At 72.2% G+C, this 15,972-nt stretch carries 12 protein-coding genes; 6 read left to right on the plus strand and 6 right to left on the minus strand.

The window, feature by feature from the left end; genetic code table 11:
- Nucleotides 1-102: 102 nt before the first annotated feature.
- Nucleotides 103-1,446, plus strand: coding sequence for a diaminopimelate decarboxylase (lysA, locus tag IH09_RS04195; RefSeq protein WP_052854097.1), 1,344 nt, complete (start codon nucleotides 103-105; stop codon nucleotides 1,444-1,446).
- Nucleotides 1,447-1,468: 22 nt separating this feature from the next.
- Nucleotides 1,469-2,392, plus strand: a complete 924-nt coding sequence (locus IH09_RS04200) for a LysR family transcriptional regulator (RefSeq protein ID WP_052854099.1) — start codon at nucleotides 1,469-1,471, stop codon at nucleotides 2,390-2,392.
- Nucleotides 2,393-2,507: 115 nt separating this feature from the next.
- Here the strand turns inward: IH09_RS04200 and IH09_RS04205 are convergent, their stop codons facing one another.
- From IH09_RS04205 to IH09_RS04225, 5 genes are read right to left on the minus strand one after another with little or no spacing between them, the layout of a single operon-like run.
- Entirely contained in the window at nucleotides 2,508-3,353 is an 846-nt protein-coding gene (locus tag IH09_RS04205; protein WP_052854101.1) for a serine hydrolase, read from the minus strand.
- Complete coding sequence (locus tag IH09_RS04210; protein ID WP_052854102.1) at nucleotides 3,350-4,978, minus strand: N-acyl-D-amino-acid deacylase family protein; 1,629 nt, start codon at nucleotides 4,976-4,978, stop codon at nucleotides 3,350-3,352. Before IH09_RS04210 ends, IH09_RS04205 begins: the two co-directional genes overlap by 4 nt.
- Nucleotides 4,978-5,739: an amino acid ABC transporter ATP-binding protein gene (locus tag IH09_RS04215; RefSeq protein WP_052854479.1), complete on the minus strand. Its 762-nt coding sequence runs from the start codon at nucleotides 5,737-5,739 to the stop codon at nucleotides 4,978-4,980. The genes IH09_RS04210 and IH09_RS04215 overlap by 1 nt, the downstream gene beginning before the upstream one ends.
- A gap of 8 nt (nucleotides 5,740-5,747) precedes the next feature.
- Nucleotides 5,748-6,719, minus strand: a complete 972-nt coding sequence (locus IH09_RS04220; RefSeq protein ID WP_094791055.1) for an amino acid ABC transporter permease — start codon at nucleotides 6,717-6,719, stop codon at nucleotides 5,748-5,750.
- Between the two features lie 8 nt (nucleotides 6,720-6,727).
- Nucleotides 6,728-7,612, minus strand: a complete 885-nt coding sequence (locus IH09_RS04225; protein WP_052854103.1) for an ABC transporter substrate-binding protein — start codon at nucleotides 7,610-7,612, stop codon at nucleotides 6,728-6,730.
- A gap of 389 nt (nucleotides 7,613-8,001) precedes the next feature.
- On the opposite strand from IH09_RS04225, the gene IH09_RS04230 reads away from it, so the two are divergent.
- Nucleotides 8,002-9,339 carry a phosphoribosyltransferase family protein gene (locus tag IH09_RS04230; RefSeq protein WP_052854104.1) on the plus strand — a complete coding sequence of 446 codons (1,338 nt, stop codon included), beginning with the start codon at nucleotides 8,002-8,004 and terminating at the stop codon, nucleotides 9,337-9,339.
- Between the two features lie 24 nt (nucleotides 9,340-9,363).
- On the opposite strand, the gene IH09_RS04235 is transcribed toward IH09_RS04230, so the two are convergent.
- Nucleotides 9,364-10,065, minus strand: coding sequence for a metal-dependent hydrolase (locus IH09_RS04235; RefSeq protein ID WP_052854106.1), 702 nt, complete (start codon nucleotides 10,063-10,065; stop codon nucleotides 9,364-9,366).
- Between the two features lie 265 nt (nucleotides 10,066-10,330).
- Between IH09_RS04235 and IH09_RS04240 the strand changes: the two genes are divergently transcribed.
- From IH09_RS04240 to IH09_RS04250, 3 genes are all read left to right on the plus strand, one after another.
- On the plus strand, nucleotides 10,331-12,550 hold the full coding sequence (locus tag IH09_RS04240) for an NADP-dependent isocitrate dehydrogenase (RefSeq protein ID WP_052854108.1): 2,220 nt from the start codon (nucleotides 10,331-10,333) through the stop codon (nucleotides 12,548-12,550).
- Between the two features lie 588 nt (nucleotides 12,551-13,138).
- Nucleotides 13,139-14,581 carry a basic amino acid/polyamine antiporter gene (locus IH09_RS04245; RefSeq protein ID WP_052854110.1) on the plus strand — a complete coding sequence of 481 codons (1,443 nt, stop codon included), beginning with the start codon at nucleotides 13,139-13,141 and terminating at the stop codon, nucleotides 14,579-14,581.
- A gap of 47 nt (nucleotides 14,582-14,628) precedes the next feature.
- Nucleotides 14,629-15,891 (plus strand): arginine deiminase, encoded by a 1,263-nt coding sequence (locus tag IH09_RS04250; protein ID WP_052854113.1) that lies wholly within the window; start codon nucleotides 14,629-14,631, stop codon nucleotides 15,889-15,891.
- The last annotated feature ends 81 nt before the right edge of the window (nucleotides 15,892-15,972 follow it).

Genomic DNA, 15,972 nt, shown 5'->3' on the forward strand with positions numbered 1-15,972 from the left:
CGGGAGCCTCATAAAATATGGGGCTCAGCACCGGAAGAATGCGCTTTCGTCATCGCGCACCCGGGCCGCAGGATGGCGGCGAGCCTGCTTACGGGAGGAACTGTGTCGTCCGTCATCGCAACGGGTCTGCTGCCCCGCACCGCCGAGACCCGGCCAGGAGGACTGGCCGTCGGCGGGGTGCTGCTCACCGAACTGGCGCGGCGGTTCGGGACGCCGCTGTTCGTGTACGACGAGGAGCATCTGCGGCAGCGCTGCCGGGAGGCGGTCGCCGCCTTCGGCCCGGACGGTGTCGCGTACGCGTCCAAGGCGTTCCTGTGCACGGCGATGGCCCGGCTCGCCCATGAGGAGGGGCTGCTGCTCGACGTCGCCTCCGGCGGCGAACTGCGGGTCGCCCGGCACGCGGGGGTGCCGGCAGACCGGATCGTGCTGCACGGCAACAACAAGGACGAGGCGGAGCTGCGCACCGCGATCACCGCCGGGGTGCGGTACGTGGTGGTCGACAGCTTCGACGAGATGGACCGGATCGAGCGCCTGCACGCCACCGAGGGCCTGCCGCCGGCCCGGGTCCAGCTGCGGGTGGCGCCGGGGGTCGCCGCCGGTGCCCACGAGGCGATCCGGACCGGCGGCAACGACTCGAAGTTCGGCTTCGGCCTCGCGGGCGGCGTGGCCGCGGCCGCGGTCCGGCGGGCGGCCGCCTCCCCGGCGATGATCCTGGAGGGCGTCCACGCGCACGTCGGCTCCCAGGTGCTGGACGCGGCGGAGCTCGCGGCGGGTGCCGCGGCCGTCGCACGGTTCGCGGCGGAGGTGGGCGCCCGCCGGCTCACCGTCGGCGGTGGGCTCGGGGTCGCGTACGAGGCGGGGCAGCGCGCACCGTCGTTCGCCGACTGGGCGGCCGGGGTGCGGGCGGCGGTGCGCGGCGCGGGCTGGGACGGTGCGGTGACCGTCGAACCCGGCCGTTCGATCGCGGCACAGGCGGGCCTGACCCTCTACCGGGTGGGGACGATCAAGCGGATCGAGGGCGTGCGGACGTACGTCAGCGTCGACGGCGGGATGAGCGACAATCTGCGCCCCGCCCTGTACGGCAGCCGCTACGAGGTGTTCCTGCCGCGCTGCCCCGGCGCACCGCGGCCGCTGCGCGCGCGGCTGGTCGGCAAGCACTGCGAGAGCGGCGATGTGATCGTCGACGATGCCGCGCTCCCCGCCGATCTGCGGGTGTCGGACGTGCTGGCCACACCGGTCACCGGTGCCTACGGGTACGCCATGGCCTCCAACTACAACAAGCTGCCGCGCCCCGCCGTGGTCTTCGTCCGCGAGGGCCGGGCCCGCACCGTGGTGCGCCGCGAGACCGACGAGGATCTGCTGCGGCTGGACGTGGCCGGGCCGGCGGAGCTCGCGGCGCCCGGCCCGGTCCGGTCCGCCGGGGCGGACACCGGAGCGCCACGGTGACGGCACGCCCTAACCTGTCCCGATGCTGAACAGTGCCCGTCTGCTCGTCCTGCTGGAGATCGCCCGCCGGGGCACCATCGTGGCCGCGGCCCAGGCGCTGCATCTGAGTCCGTCGGCGATCTCGCACCAACTGGCGCGGCTGGAGCGGGAGCTCGGGGTGGCGCTGGTGGAGCGGGCGCCGCAGAGCCTGCGGCTGACCGCCGCGGGCGTGCGGCTGGCCGAGCACGCGCAGGCCGTCGCGGATCTGATGGCCGTCGCACAGGACGATCTGCGGGCGCACTCCGAGGGCGAGGCGGGGGTGCTGCGGGTCGGCTTCTTCGCCTCCGCGGGTCTGGAGCTGCTGCCGCGGGCACTGTCGGGCTTCGCGGCGAAACGGCCGCAGGTCGAGCTGGAGCTGATCATGGGCCAGCCGCACGAGCTGATACCCGATCTGGAGGCGGGCCGGCTGGATGCCGCGGTGGTCTTCGAGCATCCGCTGGATCCCTGGTGCCGGCAGGCGGCCGTGGCGGTGCAGATGTTCTTCGACGAACCGCAGTTGGTGGTGGTGCCGCTGCGGCACCGGCTCGGCCGGCGTGCTGCGGTGCGGCTGGCCGCGCTGGAGGGCGAGAGCTGGATCGGTACGCACGGCGGTCACACCGGTGAGCCGGTGCTGGAGCGCGCGTGCGCGGCCGAGGGCTTCCGTCCCCGGGTGCGCTGCCGCAGCGACCACTACCAGGTCACGGTCAACCTGGCACGGGCGGGGATGGGGATCGCGCTGGTCCCGGCCCTCGGGCTCGGCGACACCGCGGGGGTGCACGTCTGCCGTCTGGACCACCCCCAGTTGCACCGGCGGATAGGGGTCGCCACCCGGGAGACGAACCGCAATCCGCTGCTGCGGATATTCCTGGCGGAGCTGCGGTCGGCGGCCGAGGAGATCCGGTCGCTGCTGGAGATGCAGTGGGCCTGACCGGCGCGAGCGCCGCCGGGCGGAGTCGGCGGCCGGGCCGCGGGCCGTGAGCCGGCCGCCGCCGGGCCCGGACGGCCGCCGCACGCGGAGCGGATCCGCGTGCGGCGGCCGTCGGTCATGCGGGGGCGCGGCGGTGGGCGCAGGCCGCGAGGGTCCGGCCGACATCCCGGATGGCGTGCACGGCGGCCCGCTCCGTACTGGCGCCCAGGGCCGTGTCCCAGTGCGCCACCACCGCGTACGCCAGGCGGCGCGCCCCGATGATGACGCCCGCGTCGGCGCGGACCCCGGTGTCGGTGCCGGTCTTGTTGGCCACCAGCAGGCCGTCGGGCAGCGGTATGGGGAAGCCGGGTGCGTAGGGGTCGTGGCCGATCAGGGCGGGCACCAGGCCGTGGTCGGTGTTGGCGCGCATCCACCGCAGCAGGCGGGCCGAGGCCGGCGGTGCGTGCAGGGTGCCGCGTACCGCGTGGGCCACCAGGTGTGCCAGGTCCCGTGCGGTGCCGGTGGCGAAGACCGGCGGCAGGTCCGGGCCCCGGACGTCGCGGACGCGGTCGTGCAGGGTGAGGTGGGCGAGCCCGAGCTGCCCGGCCAGGTCGCCGGTGGCCTCGCGTCCCACGAGCCGGAGCAGCGCGTTGGTGGCGGTGTTGTCGCTGACCGAGGCGGTCAGCCAGGCCAGGTCCTCGACCGTCCAGCCGGTCCGGCCCAGCCGGCGCAGCAGACCGGTGCCGTCCGCGAGGTCCGCGTCGAGGATCTCGACGCGCTGCCCGGCGCCGACTTCGCCGGTGTCCAGTCGCCGGGACACCTCCGCGAGCAGCAGCAGCTTCGCGGCGGACGCGACCGGCAGTACGGTGCCGTCGTCGACGCCGACGCACTCGTCACCGTCGACGTCGATGGCGGCGACGGCGAGGGTCAGCGGCAGCGCGGCCGAGCGGCGGGCCGCCGCGGCCACCTGGGCCAGGCTCATCGGACCCGCACCACCTCTCCGGCCCGTACCGCGGTCGGGCGGCCGTCGCGCACGGCCAGTTGCCCGGCGACGACGACGGTGCCGACGCCCTCGGGTGCCAGCAGCGGGCGGTCGAAGGTCGCGGTGTCGGTGACCGTCGCCGGGTCGAGGACGACCAGATCGGCGCAGGCGCCGTCGCGCACCACACCGCGTCCGGTCAGCCCGAACCGCCGGGCGGGCAGCCCACTCATCTTGTGCACGGCGGTCTCCAGCGACAGCAGTCGCCGGTCCCGGCCGTAGTGTCCGAGGACCCGGGCGAAGCTGCCCGCCCAGCGGGGGTGCGGCCGGCCGGGTTTGGGGACGCCGTCCGAGCCGATCATCGACAGCGGGCTGGCCAGCACCCGGCGGACGTCGTCCTCGCGCATCGAGTGGCTGATGATGGTCACCTCGCCCTGTTCGGCCAGCAGCAGATCGCAGACGTAGTCGACGGGGTCGGTGCCCCGTTCGGCGGCGAGAGCGGCGATCCGCCGGCCCTCGGCCTCGGGGCGGGTACGGGCGGCGGCCACCGCGATGAGGTCCCAGCCGCCGTTGCCGACGGTGTTCTCCCAGCCCTCGACGCCCGCCGCGATGTCCGCCCGGATGCGGTCCCGCGCCTCCGGCCGGCGCAGCCGTGCCAGCAGTTCGCCGACGCCGCCCTCGCTCGTCCACGGCGGCAGCATGGCGTGCAGGACGGTGCTGCCCGCGGTGTAGGGGTAGACGTCGCAGAGGACGTCCACGCCGTCGGCCCGTGCCGCCTCCAGCCGGGGCAGGGTGCGCAGGGTGGCGCCCCAGGCGTGGCGGCCCGCGGTCTTGTGGTGGGAGACCTGGAGCGGGGCGCCGGAGCGCACGGCGATCTCCAGGGCTTCTTCCAGGGCGGCTTCCACCTGTGACATCTCGTCGCGCAGATGGGTCACATAGGGCTTGCCGTGGCGGGCGGCGACCTTGGCCAGGGCGACAATCTCGGCGGTGTCCGCGTAGGTGCCGGGCGGATAGATCAGTCCGGTGGACAGGCCCGCCGCGCCCTGGCTCAGCGCCCGGTCGAGCAGGTCGCACATACCGCGCAGTTCGTCGGGCCGGGGCGGGCGGGCCGCGAAGCCCATCACCCCGGCCCGCAGGGTGCCGTGGCCGACGAGCGAGGCGATATGGGTCCGGCGCAGGGCCGGGTTCTGGGCCGCGGCGAAGGCGTCGAAATCGGCTGCGGGTTGGACGGGTCCGAGCCCGAAAGTCACCCGCAGATGGTCGGCGAGGGCCGGCAGGCGTTCCGGGAGCGAGGGGAACAGGCTGGTGCCGCAGTTTCCGCAGATCTCGGTGGTGACGCCCTGGAGCAGGGGGGCCAGGCGCAGGTCCTCGATGGAGTCCGCCGGCTGCGCGGTGGCGTCGGGGCCGTGCGGCGCCGCGAGGGCGTCGGAGTGGGTGTGCACGTCGATGAAGCCGGGCGTGACGACCTGTCCGGTCGCGTCCACGGTCTCGGCCGCCCGGACGGGGGTGCCGGGGGAAAGCACGGCGACGCGTCCGCCGGTGACCGCGATATCGGCCTCCCGGGCGGGGGCGCCGGTGCCGTCGATGAGGGTGCCGCCGCGCAGCAGCAGGTCGATGGGTCGGTTCATCACAGCACCGTCGACAGGAAGGCCCGCGTGCGGTCGTGCCGCGGGGCGGTGAACAGTTCGTCCGGGGGGCCGGCCTCGACGGCGGCGCCCTGGTCCATGAACAGGACGCGGTCGGCGACTTCGCGGGCGAAGCCCATCTCATGGGTGACCACGACCATGGTCATCCCGCTGCGGGCCAGGTCGCGCATGACGCCGAGGACCTCGCCGACGAGTTCCGGGTCGAGCGCGGAGGTGGGTTCGTCGAAGAGCATGAGGGTGGGTTCCATGGCCAGTGCGCGGGCGATCGCCACGCGCTGCTGCTGCCCGCCGGACAGCTGCCTCGGGTAGTGGTCCGCCCGGTCCGCCAGTCCGACCTGGTCCAGCAGTTCGCGGGCGTGCTTCTCGGCCTGGGCGCGGGGCCGCTTCCGGACGGTGACCGGTCCCTCCATCACGTTCTGCAGCGCGGTGCGGTGCGGGAAGAGATGGAAGCGCTGGAAGACCATGCCGATCCGCTCGCGCTGCCGGCGGATGTCGCGGGCGTGCCGTTCGCGCAGGGTGCGGCCGGCGGGGCCGTGCTCCTCGTAGCCGACCAGTTCGCCGTCCATCCAGACGCGTCCGGCGTCGATCTGCTCCAGGTGGTTGAAGCAGCGCAGCAGGGTGGATTTCCCGGAGCCGGAGGGTCCGATGACGCAGAGCACCTCGCCGGTGCGGACTTCGAGGTCGATGCCCTTCAGCACCTCGGTGTCACCGAACCGTTTGCGGACGCCGCGGGCCCGGAGGATGACGTCGTTCACGATGCGGTCTCCTTCTTGGCGCGCCCGGGTGTGAGGTTGGCCAGGACCCGGTGTCGCAGGGGCGGGGTGGCGCGGGGGCTGTAGCGGCGTTCGACGGCGTGCTGGGCGACGCTGGCGATGGTGGTCAGGACCAGGTACCACAGGGACGCCACCATGAGCATCGCGACCACCTCGAAGTTGGCGAGGTAGAGGTGCTGGGAGACGGTCATCAGGTCGGCGCCGGCGATGACCGAGACCAGGGAGGTGGTCTTGAGCATGGAGATGAACTGGTTGCCGAACGGCGGGATGATGACCCGCATCGCCTGCGGCAGGATGATCCGGGAGAGGATCCGCCGGTTCGACATGCCGATGGAGGCGCCCGCCTCGCGCTGGCCGGGGTCCACGCTCTGGATACCGGCCCGCACGATCTCGGCCATATAGGCGCCCTCGTTGATGGACAGGCCCAGCAGCGCCGCGACGAATCCGGTGATGAGCTGGTTGGACTGCCAGCTGATGAGCTTGGGCCCGTCGAAGGGCACGCCGATGCTGATCTCCGGGAAGATCAGGGCCAGGTTGAACCAGAAGATGAGCTGGACGAGCAGCGGGGTGCCGCGGAAGAACCAGGTGTAGGCGCCGGCGGTGAGGCGCAGTACGGGGCTGTCGGAGAGCTGCATCACCGCGATGAGGACGCCGATGGTGATGCCGACGGCCATGGAGATGAGGGTGAGTTGGACGGTCACCCACAGGCCGTCGAGAATCACACCGTCGAACTGGTACTTCGCGACGATGTCCCAGTGCAGGTTGGGGTTGACGATGATGGTGTAGGTGAGCCATCCGGCGAACAGGACGGCGGCGATGACGGCGAGCCAGCGTCCGGGGCGGGGCCGCCGGGTCACCTGGAGGGTGAGGTCCTCCTCCTGCGCCGTGCCGCCGGTGGCGGGTGCCGGTGTGCCGCCGGGGGCGGCGCCGGTCGTGTCGAGAGGGGTCATGTCCGCGCTCACTGCCCGTCGTTGATGGTGGCCTTGGACACGGCGCTGCCGCCGACCTTCCACGTGTCGAGGATCTTCTGGTAGCGCCCGTTGTCGATCAGTTCCTGGAGGGCCTGGCGGACGGCGTCGCGCAGGCCGCTCTGGTTCTTCGCCGTCGCGATGCCCCAGGGCGCGGTGCCGTACTGGGCCGGCAGGACCTCGTAGGCGCTGCTGCGGTCGGTGAAGGTCTGGGCGACGGGGTAGTCGACGATGGTCGCGACGGCGCGTCCGGTGTCCAGTTGCAGCAGCCCGGTCGGGGCGTCCTCGCTCTGCGAGATCTGCATCTTCTCCCGGCACTTGGCGTTCTGCTCCTCGCCGATGTGCAGGTTGGAGCTGCCCTTGGCGAGGACGACGGTCTTACCGCACAGGTCCGCGAGGGTCTTGATGCCCTGGGGGTTGCCCTTCTTCGTCATGATGACGCCGCCGGTGCGGAAGTAGTCGGTGAAGTCGACCGCCTGGCGCCGCTGGGCGCTGTCCGTCATCGAGGACATCACCAGGTCGAACCGGCCGGATCCGAGGCCGGGGATCAGGCCGTCGAAGGCGGCGTTGGTGAGTTCGAGCTTCAGTCCGAGCCGCTCGGCGATGGCCTGGGCGAGGTCGGGGTCGACGCCGGTGAGCCGGGTCGTCCCGGTCTCGTACATCTCCATCGGCGGGTAGCCGACCGCGGTGGCGACGCGCAGGACGCCCTGCTGCTGGTACCGCGCCGGGAGCAGCTGGGCGGCGGATGTGCCCGCGGCGGCCCGCGGGCCGCTGCCGGCGGGGCCGCTGCCCTGGGTGGAACGTCCGCAGGCGGTGGCCGCGAGAGCGACCACCGCCAGGGCTGCCAGACAGCGCAGAGGACGGGGGCGTGTCATCGGAATCTCCCTCACACGGTGGCGGTGCGCAGATGCTGGCAGCCGTGCGTCGGTGAATGGAAGATGATGAAGCTATTCCTGCCTGAGCATCGGAATACGTACCGCTCCCGCCCTTTCCCGGACACGGCGGACGCGTGCGGTGCGGGCCCGCCGCCGGGTAGCGGTCCGTGCGGTACGCGCCGGTTGGACGCACAGTGGAAGTACGGCGTGCCGGTGGCCGGGCGCTGCCCAGGACCGGCGGACGGGCCCGCCGGTCACGGGGTGCCGGACCCGGCGGGCCGGGCGGACGGGCGGCGCGGTGGCCGTCGGCACGGGGTGCCGGTCCGTCCGGTGGGCGGCCGGCGCGGGCGCGGCGCGCCGGGTCCGCTCCGTGACGAGGAGGTCGCATCGTGTTCTTCGCGAATCGGCTCGACGCCGGCCGGCGGCTGGCCGCCCGGCTGGGACATCTCCAGGACGCCGGGGTGGTGGTGCTCGGTCTTCCCCGGGGCGGGGTGCCGGTCGCCGCGGAGGTCGCGGAGGCGCTGGACGCACCGCTGGACGTGTGCCTGGTGCGGAAGCTGGGCGTGCCGTTCCGGCCGGAACTGGGCATGGGGGCGCTCGGCGAGGGCGGCGTCCGGGTGATCAACGACGCGGTGGTGCACGCGGCCCGGGTCACACCGGCGGAGCTGGCGCAGGTCGAGGCCCATGAGCGGACGGTGCTGGCGGAGCGTGCGCGGCAGTACCGGGGTGACCGGGAGCCGGTGGCGCTGGCGGGCCGGACGGCGCTGGTGGTCGACGACGGGGTGGCCACGGGTTCGACGGCCCAGGCGGCCTGCCGGATCGTCCGGGCCCGCGGGGCGGCGCGGACCGTGCTGGCGGTCCCCGTGGCGCCGGCGGACTGGACGGACCGGCTGGGGGCGGAGGCCGATGAGCTGGTCTGCCTGGGCACACCGCGGGACTTCTTCGCGGTCGGTCAGTTCTACGAAGATTTCTCGCAGACCGAGGACGGTGAGGTCATCGCCTGCCTGGACCGGGCCGCGGCCCGGCTGCGCGCGTCCGGCCGCCCCGCGGGAAGCCGCCGGGGACCGTCGGAGGCGGCGGTGCCCGAGGGGCGTGAGGCGCGGATGCAGGCGGGTGCGGTGGTGCTGCGCGGGCGGTTGACGGTGCCCGCCGGTGCGCCCGGCGTGGTGGTGTTCGCCCACGGCAGCGGCAGCAGCCGGCACAGCCCGCGCAACCGGTTCGTCGCCGACGGGCTGAACCGCGCCGGTCTCGGCAGTCTGCTGTTCGACCTGCTCACCGAGGAGGAGGAGACCGACCGGGCCAATGTCTTCGACACCGGACTGCTGGCCGGCCGCCTCGCGGACGCCACCGCCTGGCTGCGCGAACAGCCCGAGGCCGAGGGGCTCGCGGTGGGGTACTTCGGTGCCAGTACCGGGGCGTCGGCCGCGCTGTGGGCGGCCGCGGAGCCGGGCGCCGGTATCGCCGCCGTCGTCTCCCGGGGCGGTCGCCCCGACCTGGCCGGACCGCGGCTGCCCGCGGTGACGGCCCCCACTCTGCTGATCGTCGGCGGCGACGATCCGATGGTGCTGGATCTCAACCGGCGGGCCCAGGCGCAGTTGCGCTGCGAGAGCGAGCTCGCGGTCGTCGCCGGCGCCACCCATCTCTTCTCGGAACCCGGTGCCCTGGAGGAGGTCACGGACCTCGCCCGGGACTGGTTCACGGAGCACCTGGCCCCGGCGCCGTCGTAGCCACCCTGCGGGGGGGGTGCGTCCCTAGCTGATGGCCCCGGGCGAGAGCGCGGTGAACCAGAGCAGGACGACGGTGAGGATGCCCATGATCGGGGTGAGTATCTCGGTCTCCAGCTTGTTGCCGCTGCTCTTGATCACCACGATCTCGTAGCGGGTCTTGATCGGCCACAGCCAGGGGGCGCCCCGCTTGGTGATGGAGTCCCCCAGCAGGTGTGCCACACAGCCCAGTCCGACGGCGTAGGGCAGCCAGCCCGGCGCCGACGGGATGAACTTGGCGATCACGCCGGTGCCTATGCCGGCCATCGCCACGATCGTGCCCCAGGCCGAGAAGCCGTGTCCGGGCGGGCAGAGGTTGAGCGCCCGGACGGCCAGTGCCAGCAGGAAGAAGGTCATGCCCAGCGTGAACGGCCGCCCCAGGTAGGTCACTCCCGCCCAGGTGCCGAGGGTCATGAAGGCGACGAAGAACAGCGAGTGCGTGGCATGGCGGTGGCCGCCGGAGGCCCAGGCGACGAAGCGGCACAGGGTCTTGGAGACCGGGCCGAGGAAGTTGGCGATGGTGCCGTCGTGGTGGTCCAGGTCGGGCAGCAGTGCGGCACCGGCGCAGAGCACGGTGCCCATCAGAATCTCCTCCGGCGCCAGGTGCGCGTTCATCACCAACGGCGGCAGGTACGGCGCGGTGCCCGCGAAGAGCAGCGCACCGCTCACCGCGTGTGAATGGCCCATCATCGTGTGGTCGTCCTCCCCCGGCCCAGCGGCACGACGGTCTCGTGCCTCCCCATCCGGCAGACGCTACCAGCAAGATCCAACTGGGCATGACAAAGCGGCGTCCCCGGCACCGATGCCGCCGCGTGCGCCGTCCGGCGCACGGCGAGGGCGCGCGCCCGCACGGCGCGGCGGGTACCCGGCGGCCGCACACGGGGGCCGGTGTCCGGGAGGGGCGGCCACGAGATATCTTGATATCGAGACGTTGTAGACGTGAAGCGGAGTACTGGTGACTGACTCGACCATCATCTATACGCACACCGACGAGGCCCCGGCCCTGGCAACGTATTCGTTCCTGCCGGTGGTCCAGGCGTATGCCTCGACAGCGGGTGTCCGCGTGGAGACGCGCGACATCTCCCTGGCCGGGCGCATCATTGCGAGCTTCCCGGAGCGTCTCGAGGAGGGCCGGCGCATCGACGACGCCCTCGCCGAGCTCGGCCGGCTGGCCAAGACCCCCGGGGCCAACATCATCAAGCTGCCGAACATCTCGGCCTCCATCCCGCAGCTCAAGGCCGCGATCGCGGAGCTTCAGCAGCAGGGCTACGCGCTGCCGGACTACCCGGACGACCCGAAGACCGACGAGGACCGGGACGTTCGCGCGCGGTACGACAAGATCAAGGGCAGCGCCGTCAACCCGGTGCTGCGCGAGGGCAACTCCGACCGGCGGGCGCCCGCCTCGGTCAAGAACTACGCCAAGGCGCACCCGCACCGGATGGGTGCCTGGACGGCCGACTCGAAGACGAACGTCGCGCACATGACGGCCGACGACTTCCGCTCCACCGAGAAGTCCGCGGTCATCGCCGAGGACGGCGCGCTCCGCATCGAGCTGGTGGGCGACGACGGCAGCACCACGGTCCTGCGCGAGTCGGTGCCCGTGCTCGCCGGTGAGGTCGTGGACGCGTCCGTGATGCGGGTGGCGGCGCTGCGCGAGTTCTTCGCGGCCCAGGTGGCCCGCGCCAAGGCCGAGGGCGTGCTGTTCTCGGTGCACCTCAAGGCCACGATGATGAAGGTCTCCGACCCGATCATCTTCGGCCACGTCGTGCGCGCCTTCTTCCCGGAGACGTTCGCCCGGTACGGCGAGGCGCTCACCGCGGCCGGCCTGAGCCCGAACGACGGCCTCGGCACCATCTTCAAGGGCCTGGACTCGCTGCCCGAGGGCGCGGCGATCAAGGCCGCGTTCGACGCCGAGCTGGCCGAGGGCCCCGCCCTGGCGATGGTCGATTCCGACCACGGCATCACCAACCTGCACGTGCCGAGCGATGTCATCGTCGACGCGTCCATGCCGGCCATGATCCGCACCTCCGGCCACATGTGGGGCCCGGACGGCAAGGAGGCCGACACCCTCGCCGTCATCCCCGACAGCAGCTACGCCGGGGTCTACCAGGTCGTCATCGACGACTGCCGCGCGCACGGCGCCTTCGACCCGTCGACCATGGGCTCGGTGCCCAACGTCGGTCTGATGGCGCAGGCGGCCGAGGAGTACGGCAGCCACGACAAGACCTTCGAGATCCCCGCCGCCGGCACGGTCCGGGTCGTCGACACCGCCGGCCACGCCGTACTGGAGCAGCCGGTGGGCGCCGGCGACGTGTTCCGCATGTGCCAGACCAAGGACGTGCCGATCCGCGACTGGGTCAAGCTCGCGGTCAACCGCGCCCGCGCCACCGGCGACCCGGCGGTGTTCTGGCTCGACGAGGGCCGCGCGCACGACGCGAGCCTGATCGCGAAGGTCAAGGCGTACCTGCCGGAGCACGACACCGACGGTCTCCGGATCGAGATCATGGCGCCGGAGCAGGCGACCGCGTTCTCCCTGGAGCGCATCCGCCGCGGCGAGGACACCATCTCGGTCACCGGCAACGTGCTGCGCGACTACCTGACCGACCTGTTCCCGATCCTGGAGCTCGGCACGAGCGCCAAGATGCTCTCCGTCGTCCCGCTGATCAACGGCGGCGGCCTGTTCGAGACGGGTGCCGGCGGCTCCGCGCCCAAGCACGTCCAGCAGCTGCTCAAGGAGAACTACCTGCGCTGGGACAGCCTGGGCGAGTTCCTCGCGCTCGCGGTCAGCTTCGAGCACCTGGCGCAGACCACGGACAACCCGCGTGCCCAGATCCTCGCCGACACCCTCGACCGGGCCACCGGCACCTTCCTCAACGAGGACAAATCGCCGAGCCGCCGCCTGGGCGGCATCGACAACCGCGGCAGCCACTTCTACCTCGCGCTTTACTGGGCGCAGGAGCTGGCGCGGCAGACCGATGACGCGCAGCTGGCCGAGGCGTTCGCCCACCTCGCCGGCACGCTGACCGAGCAGGAGCGGGTCATCGTCGACGAGCTGATCGCGGTCCAGGGCTCGCCGGCCGCCATCGGCGGCTACTTCCAGCCGGTGGTCGCCAAGGCGGCGGCCGTCATGCGTCCGTCGAAGACCTTCAACGAGGCGCTCGCGACCCTCGGCTGATAGTCCACGCAGTACGGGGAGAGGTCCCCGGGCCCGGTTCGCCGCTCAGCGGCGGCGAGGGTCCGGGGACCTTTCTCGTGTCACGGCCCGTCAGATTAGGTCCGGCCGTCCACCGCGGACGCCTACACTCCGGAATTCCCAAATCGGGATAATCAGTGACATAGCTGGTAATTTCTTCCCGATGTGAATGCCCCGGCCCGGTGCCGCCCACGTTCGCGGGCCGGGGGCCGGGGTGACTGCCGGCGCGGAACGCGAGCAGGCGCGTTCCGCCGGGGCGCTGCCGTGGTCCGGAGGTGTGGCGAACGAGTTCTCGACCGACTCGGATACCCGGCCGCTCGGCCGCCTCCCGCCCCGTCGGGCCACGGACCGCACACCGCCCCGCGCCTCCCCCGTTCACGCATGGCGCCCCGTGCGCGCCCGCTGTCCCCTCCGCCGTACGGCGTCCTCGGCCGCGCCGGTCCCGCCGCGCGCGGGCGCTGCGGCGCCACCGATATGACGGCTCATCAGGTCGAGCCGGTCGCGGAGCGGACCGCCCGCCGGCAGGAGCGACCGGCCGCCCCCGCACCAGCCACAGAGAGCAGGTACGACATGGCCCAGGGCGCCACCGCCGGATCACCACCGGCCGCCAAGCTGACGTTGATGACGCTGACCGCGATGGTGGTCGGCTCGATGGTGGGCGCCGGGGTGTTCTCGCTGCCTCGGCGTTTCGCCCAGGAGACCGGTGTCGCCGGTGCGCTGATCGCGTGGCTGATCGCCGGCACCGGCATGCTGATGCTCGCGCTGGTCTTCCAGTTCCTCGCGGTCCGCAGACCGGAACTGGACGCCGGTGTCTACGCCTACGCCAAAGCGGGCTTCGGCGAATACCTCGGCTTCTTCTCGGCGTTCGGCTACTGGGCCAGTGCGTGCGTCGGCAATGTGACGTACTGGGTGCTCATCATGTCGACGATCGGCGCCATCGCGCCGGCGCTCGGCGACGGCGACACCGTCCTGGCCGTGATCCTGTCGTCGGCCGGCCTCTGGGCGTTCTTCTTCCTCATCCGCCGCGGCGTCAAGGAAGCCGCGGCGGTCAACAGGATCGTCACGGTGGCCAAGGTCGTCCCCATCGTGGTCTTCGTCATCCTGGCGCTGTTCTTCTTCAAGCCGCATGTCTTCGCCGAGAACTTCGGCGGCGCCGATTACGCCGGGCCACTGTTCCACCAGGTCCGGGAGACCATGCTGGCCACCGTCTTCGTCTTCCTGGGCGTGGAGGGCGCCAACGTCTACTCGCGGCACGCCAAACGGCGTGCGGATGTCGGACGCGCCACCGTGCTGGGCTTCCTGAGCGTCTTCGCCGTCTTCGCGTCGGTCACCGTCGTGTCGTACGGCATCCTGCCGATGGGCGAGATCGCCGAGCTCCGCCAGCCGTCGATGGCCGGTGTGCTGGAGGCGGCGGTCGGCACCTGGGGCAAGGTGTTCGTCAGCGCCGGGCTGATCGTCTCCGTGCTGGGGGCCTATCTGGCCTGGTCGCTGATGGCCGCCGAGGTGCTGTTCGTCGCGGCCAAGGACAAGGACATGCCCCGCTTCCTGGCCCGCTCCAGTGCCGGTGACGTCCCGGTGCCGGCGCTGATGATGACGACCCTGCTCTCCCAAGTCGTCCTCGTCATCACGCTGTTCTCCGGCGACGCGTTCAATTTCGCACTCGATCTGACCAGTGCGCTGTCCCTGATCCCCTTCCTGCTGGCGGCGGCGTTCGCCCTCAAGATCTCGCTGCCGCTCGCCGGCGCCGCCCGGGAGAGCGGCCGGACCACCGGCCAGCTGATCATCGCGGCGCTGGCCACCGTCTACACGGCCTTCCTGCTCTACGCGGCCGGGCTGAGCTACTTCCTGATGTCCTTCATCCTCTACGCACCGGCCACGTTCCTGTTCGTGCAGGCCCGGCGCGAACAGGGCCGGCGGCCGTTCTCCCCCGCCGAGTCGGTCATCTGCGCCGTCTCGATCCTCGGCGCCGTCGCCGGCGTGGCCGCCCTGGCGACCGGCTGGATCAGCCTCTGACCGCGGCCGTGCCCGTCGCCCGAGCCGAGTCCCAGAAAGGGCCCATCATGACGAACGACACCACCGCCGCCCCGCCGGTTCTCGGCGTCCACTCCGAGGTCGGCAAGCTGCGCAAGGTGCTGGTCTGCGCGCCGGGGCTCGCCCACCGCCGGCTCACCCCGACCAACGCCGACGACCTGCTCTTCGACGATGTGATGTGGGTGGAGAACGCGCAGCGCGACCATGCCGACTTCGTCAACAAGCTCCGCGGGCGGGGCGTCGACGTCGTCGAACTCCACGATCTGCTCGCCGGGACCATGGCGATTCCCGACGCCCGGGAGTGGCTCCTCGACCGCAAGATCACCGCGAACGAGGTCGGCCTCGGGCTCATCGACAGCACCCGGGCCTTCTTGGAGACACTCGATCCGCGCGGCCTCGCCGAGTACCTGATCGGCGGCCTCGCCGCCGCCGACCTCCCGGACGAGTTCCGGCCCGACTACCTCGGTCTCGCCCGCGAGTCGACCGGCGTGCAGGAGTACCTCATGCCGCCGCTGCCGAACACCCTGTACACCCGCGACACGACGTGCTGGCTGTACGGCGGCGTGACGCTGAACCCGCTGTACTGGCCGGCCCGCCACGACGAGACGCTGCTGATGAAGGCCGTCTACCGGTTCCACCCCGACTTCACCGGCAGCACCGTGTGGTGGGGAGACCCCGAGCGGGAGTGGGGGCAGGCGTCGTTCGAGGGCGGCGACATCATGCCGGTCGGCAACGGCGTCGTGCTGATGGGCATGAGTGAACGGACGTCCCGGCAGGCGATCACGCAGGTGGCGGCGGCGCTGTTCGCGAACGGTGCGGCCGAGCACGTCATCGTCGCGGGGATGCCGAAACTGCGGTCGGCGATGCATCTCGACACCGTCTTCACCTTCGCCGACCGGGACGTCGTCACCCTGTATCCGAAGATCATGGACAGTGTGCACACGTTCTCGCTGCGGCCGAGCGACAAGGCGCCCGGCCTCACGATCAGCGACGAAGGGTCCCGCACCTTCGTCGAGGTGGTCACCCGGGCGCTCGGCCTGCCGGGGATGCGGGTGATCGAGACGGGCGGCGATGTGTACGCGTCCGAGCGGCAGCAGTGGGACAGCGGCAACAACGCCGTCGCCGTCGAACCGGGCGTGGTCTTCACCTACGACCGCAACACCCAGACCAACACCCTGCTGCGCAAGGCCGGTGTCGAGGTCATCACCATCGTCGGCGCCGAACTCGGCCGGGGGCGGGGCGGCGGGCACTGCATGACCTGCCCCCTCATCCGGGAGCCCGTCGACTTCTGAGCCCCGGCCCCGGGGCGGCGGCCGTCCCCGACGCTCCGCGCGTAACTCCCATAACAGAATAAAATTGGATATAGGGTCTGA

Source organism: Streptomyces celluloflavus (assembly GCA_000720995.1).
GTDB lineage: Bacteria > Actinomycetota > Actinomycetes > Streptomycetales > Streptomycetaceae > Streptomyces > Streptomyces celluloflavus.

Excerpts from the sequence above, each read along its gene's own strand:
- IH09_RS04220 (WP_094791055.1), bottom strand. The coding sequence starts at position 6,719 with ATGACCCCTCTCGACACGACCGGCGCCGCCCCCGGCGGCACACCGGCA.
- IH09_RS04205 (WP_052854101.1), bottom strand. The coding sequence starts at position 3,353 with ATGAGCCTGGCCCAGGTGGCCGCGGCGGCCCGCCGCTCGGCCGCGCTG.
- IH09_RS04225 (WP_052854103.1), bottom strand. The coding sequence starts at position 7,612 with ATGACACGCCCCCGTCCTCTGCGCTGTCTGGCAGCCCTGGCGGTGGTC.
- IH09_RS04250 (WP_052854113.1), top strand. The coding sequence starts at position 14,629 with ATGACGAACGACACCACCGCCGCCCCGCCGGTTCTCGGCGTCCACTCC.
- IH09_RS04245 (WP_052854110.1), top strand. The coding sequence starts at position 13,139 with ATGGCCCAGGGCGCCACCGCCGGATCACCACCGGCCGCCAAGCTGACG.
- IH09_RS04210 (WP_052854102.1), bottom strand. The coding sequence starts at position 4,978 with ATGAACCGACCCATCGACCTGCTGCTGCGCGGCGGCACCCTCATCGAC.
- IH09_RS04200 (WP_052854099.1), top strand. The coding sequence starts at position 1,469 with ATGCTGAACAGTGCCCGTCTGCTCGTCCTGCTGGAGATCGCCCGCCGG.
- IH09_RS04235 (WP_052854106.1), bottom strand. The coding sequence starts at position 10,065 with ATGATGGGCCATTCACACGCGGTGAGCGGTGCGCTGCTCTTCGCGGGC.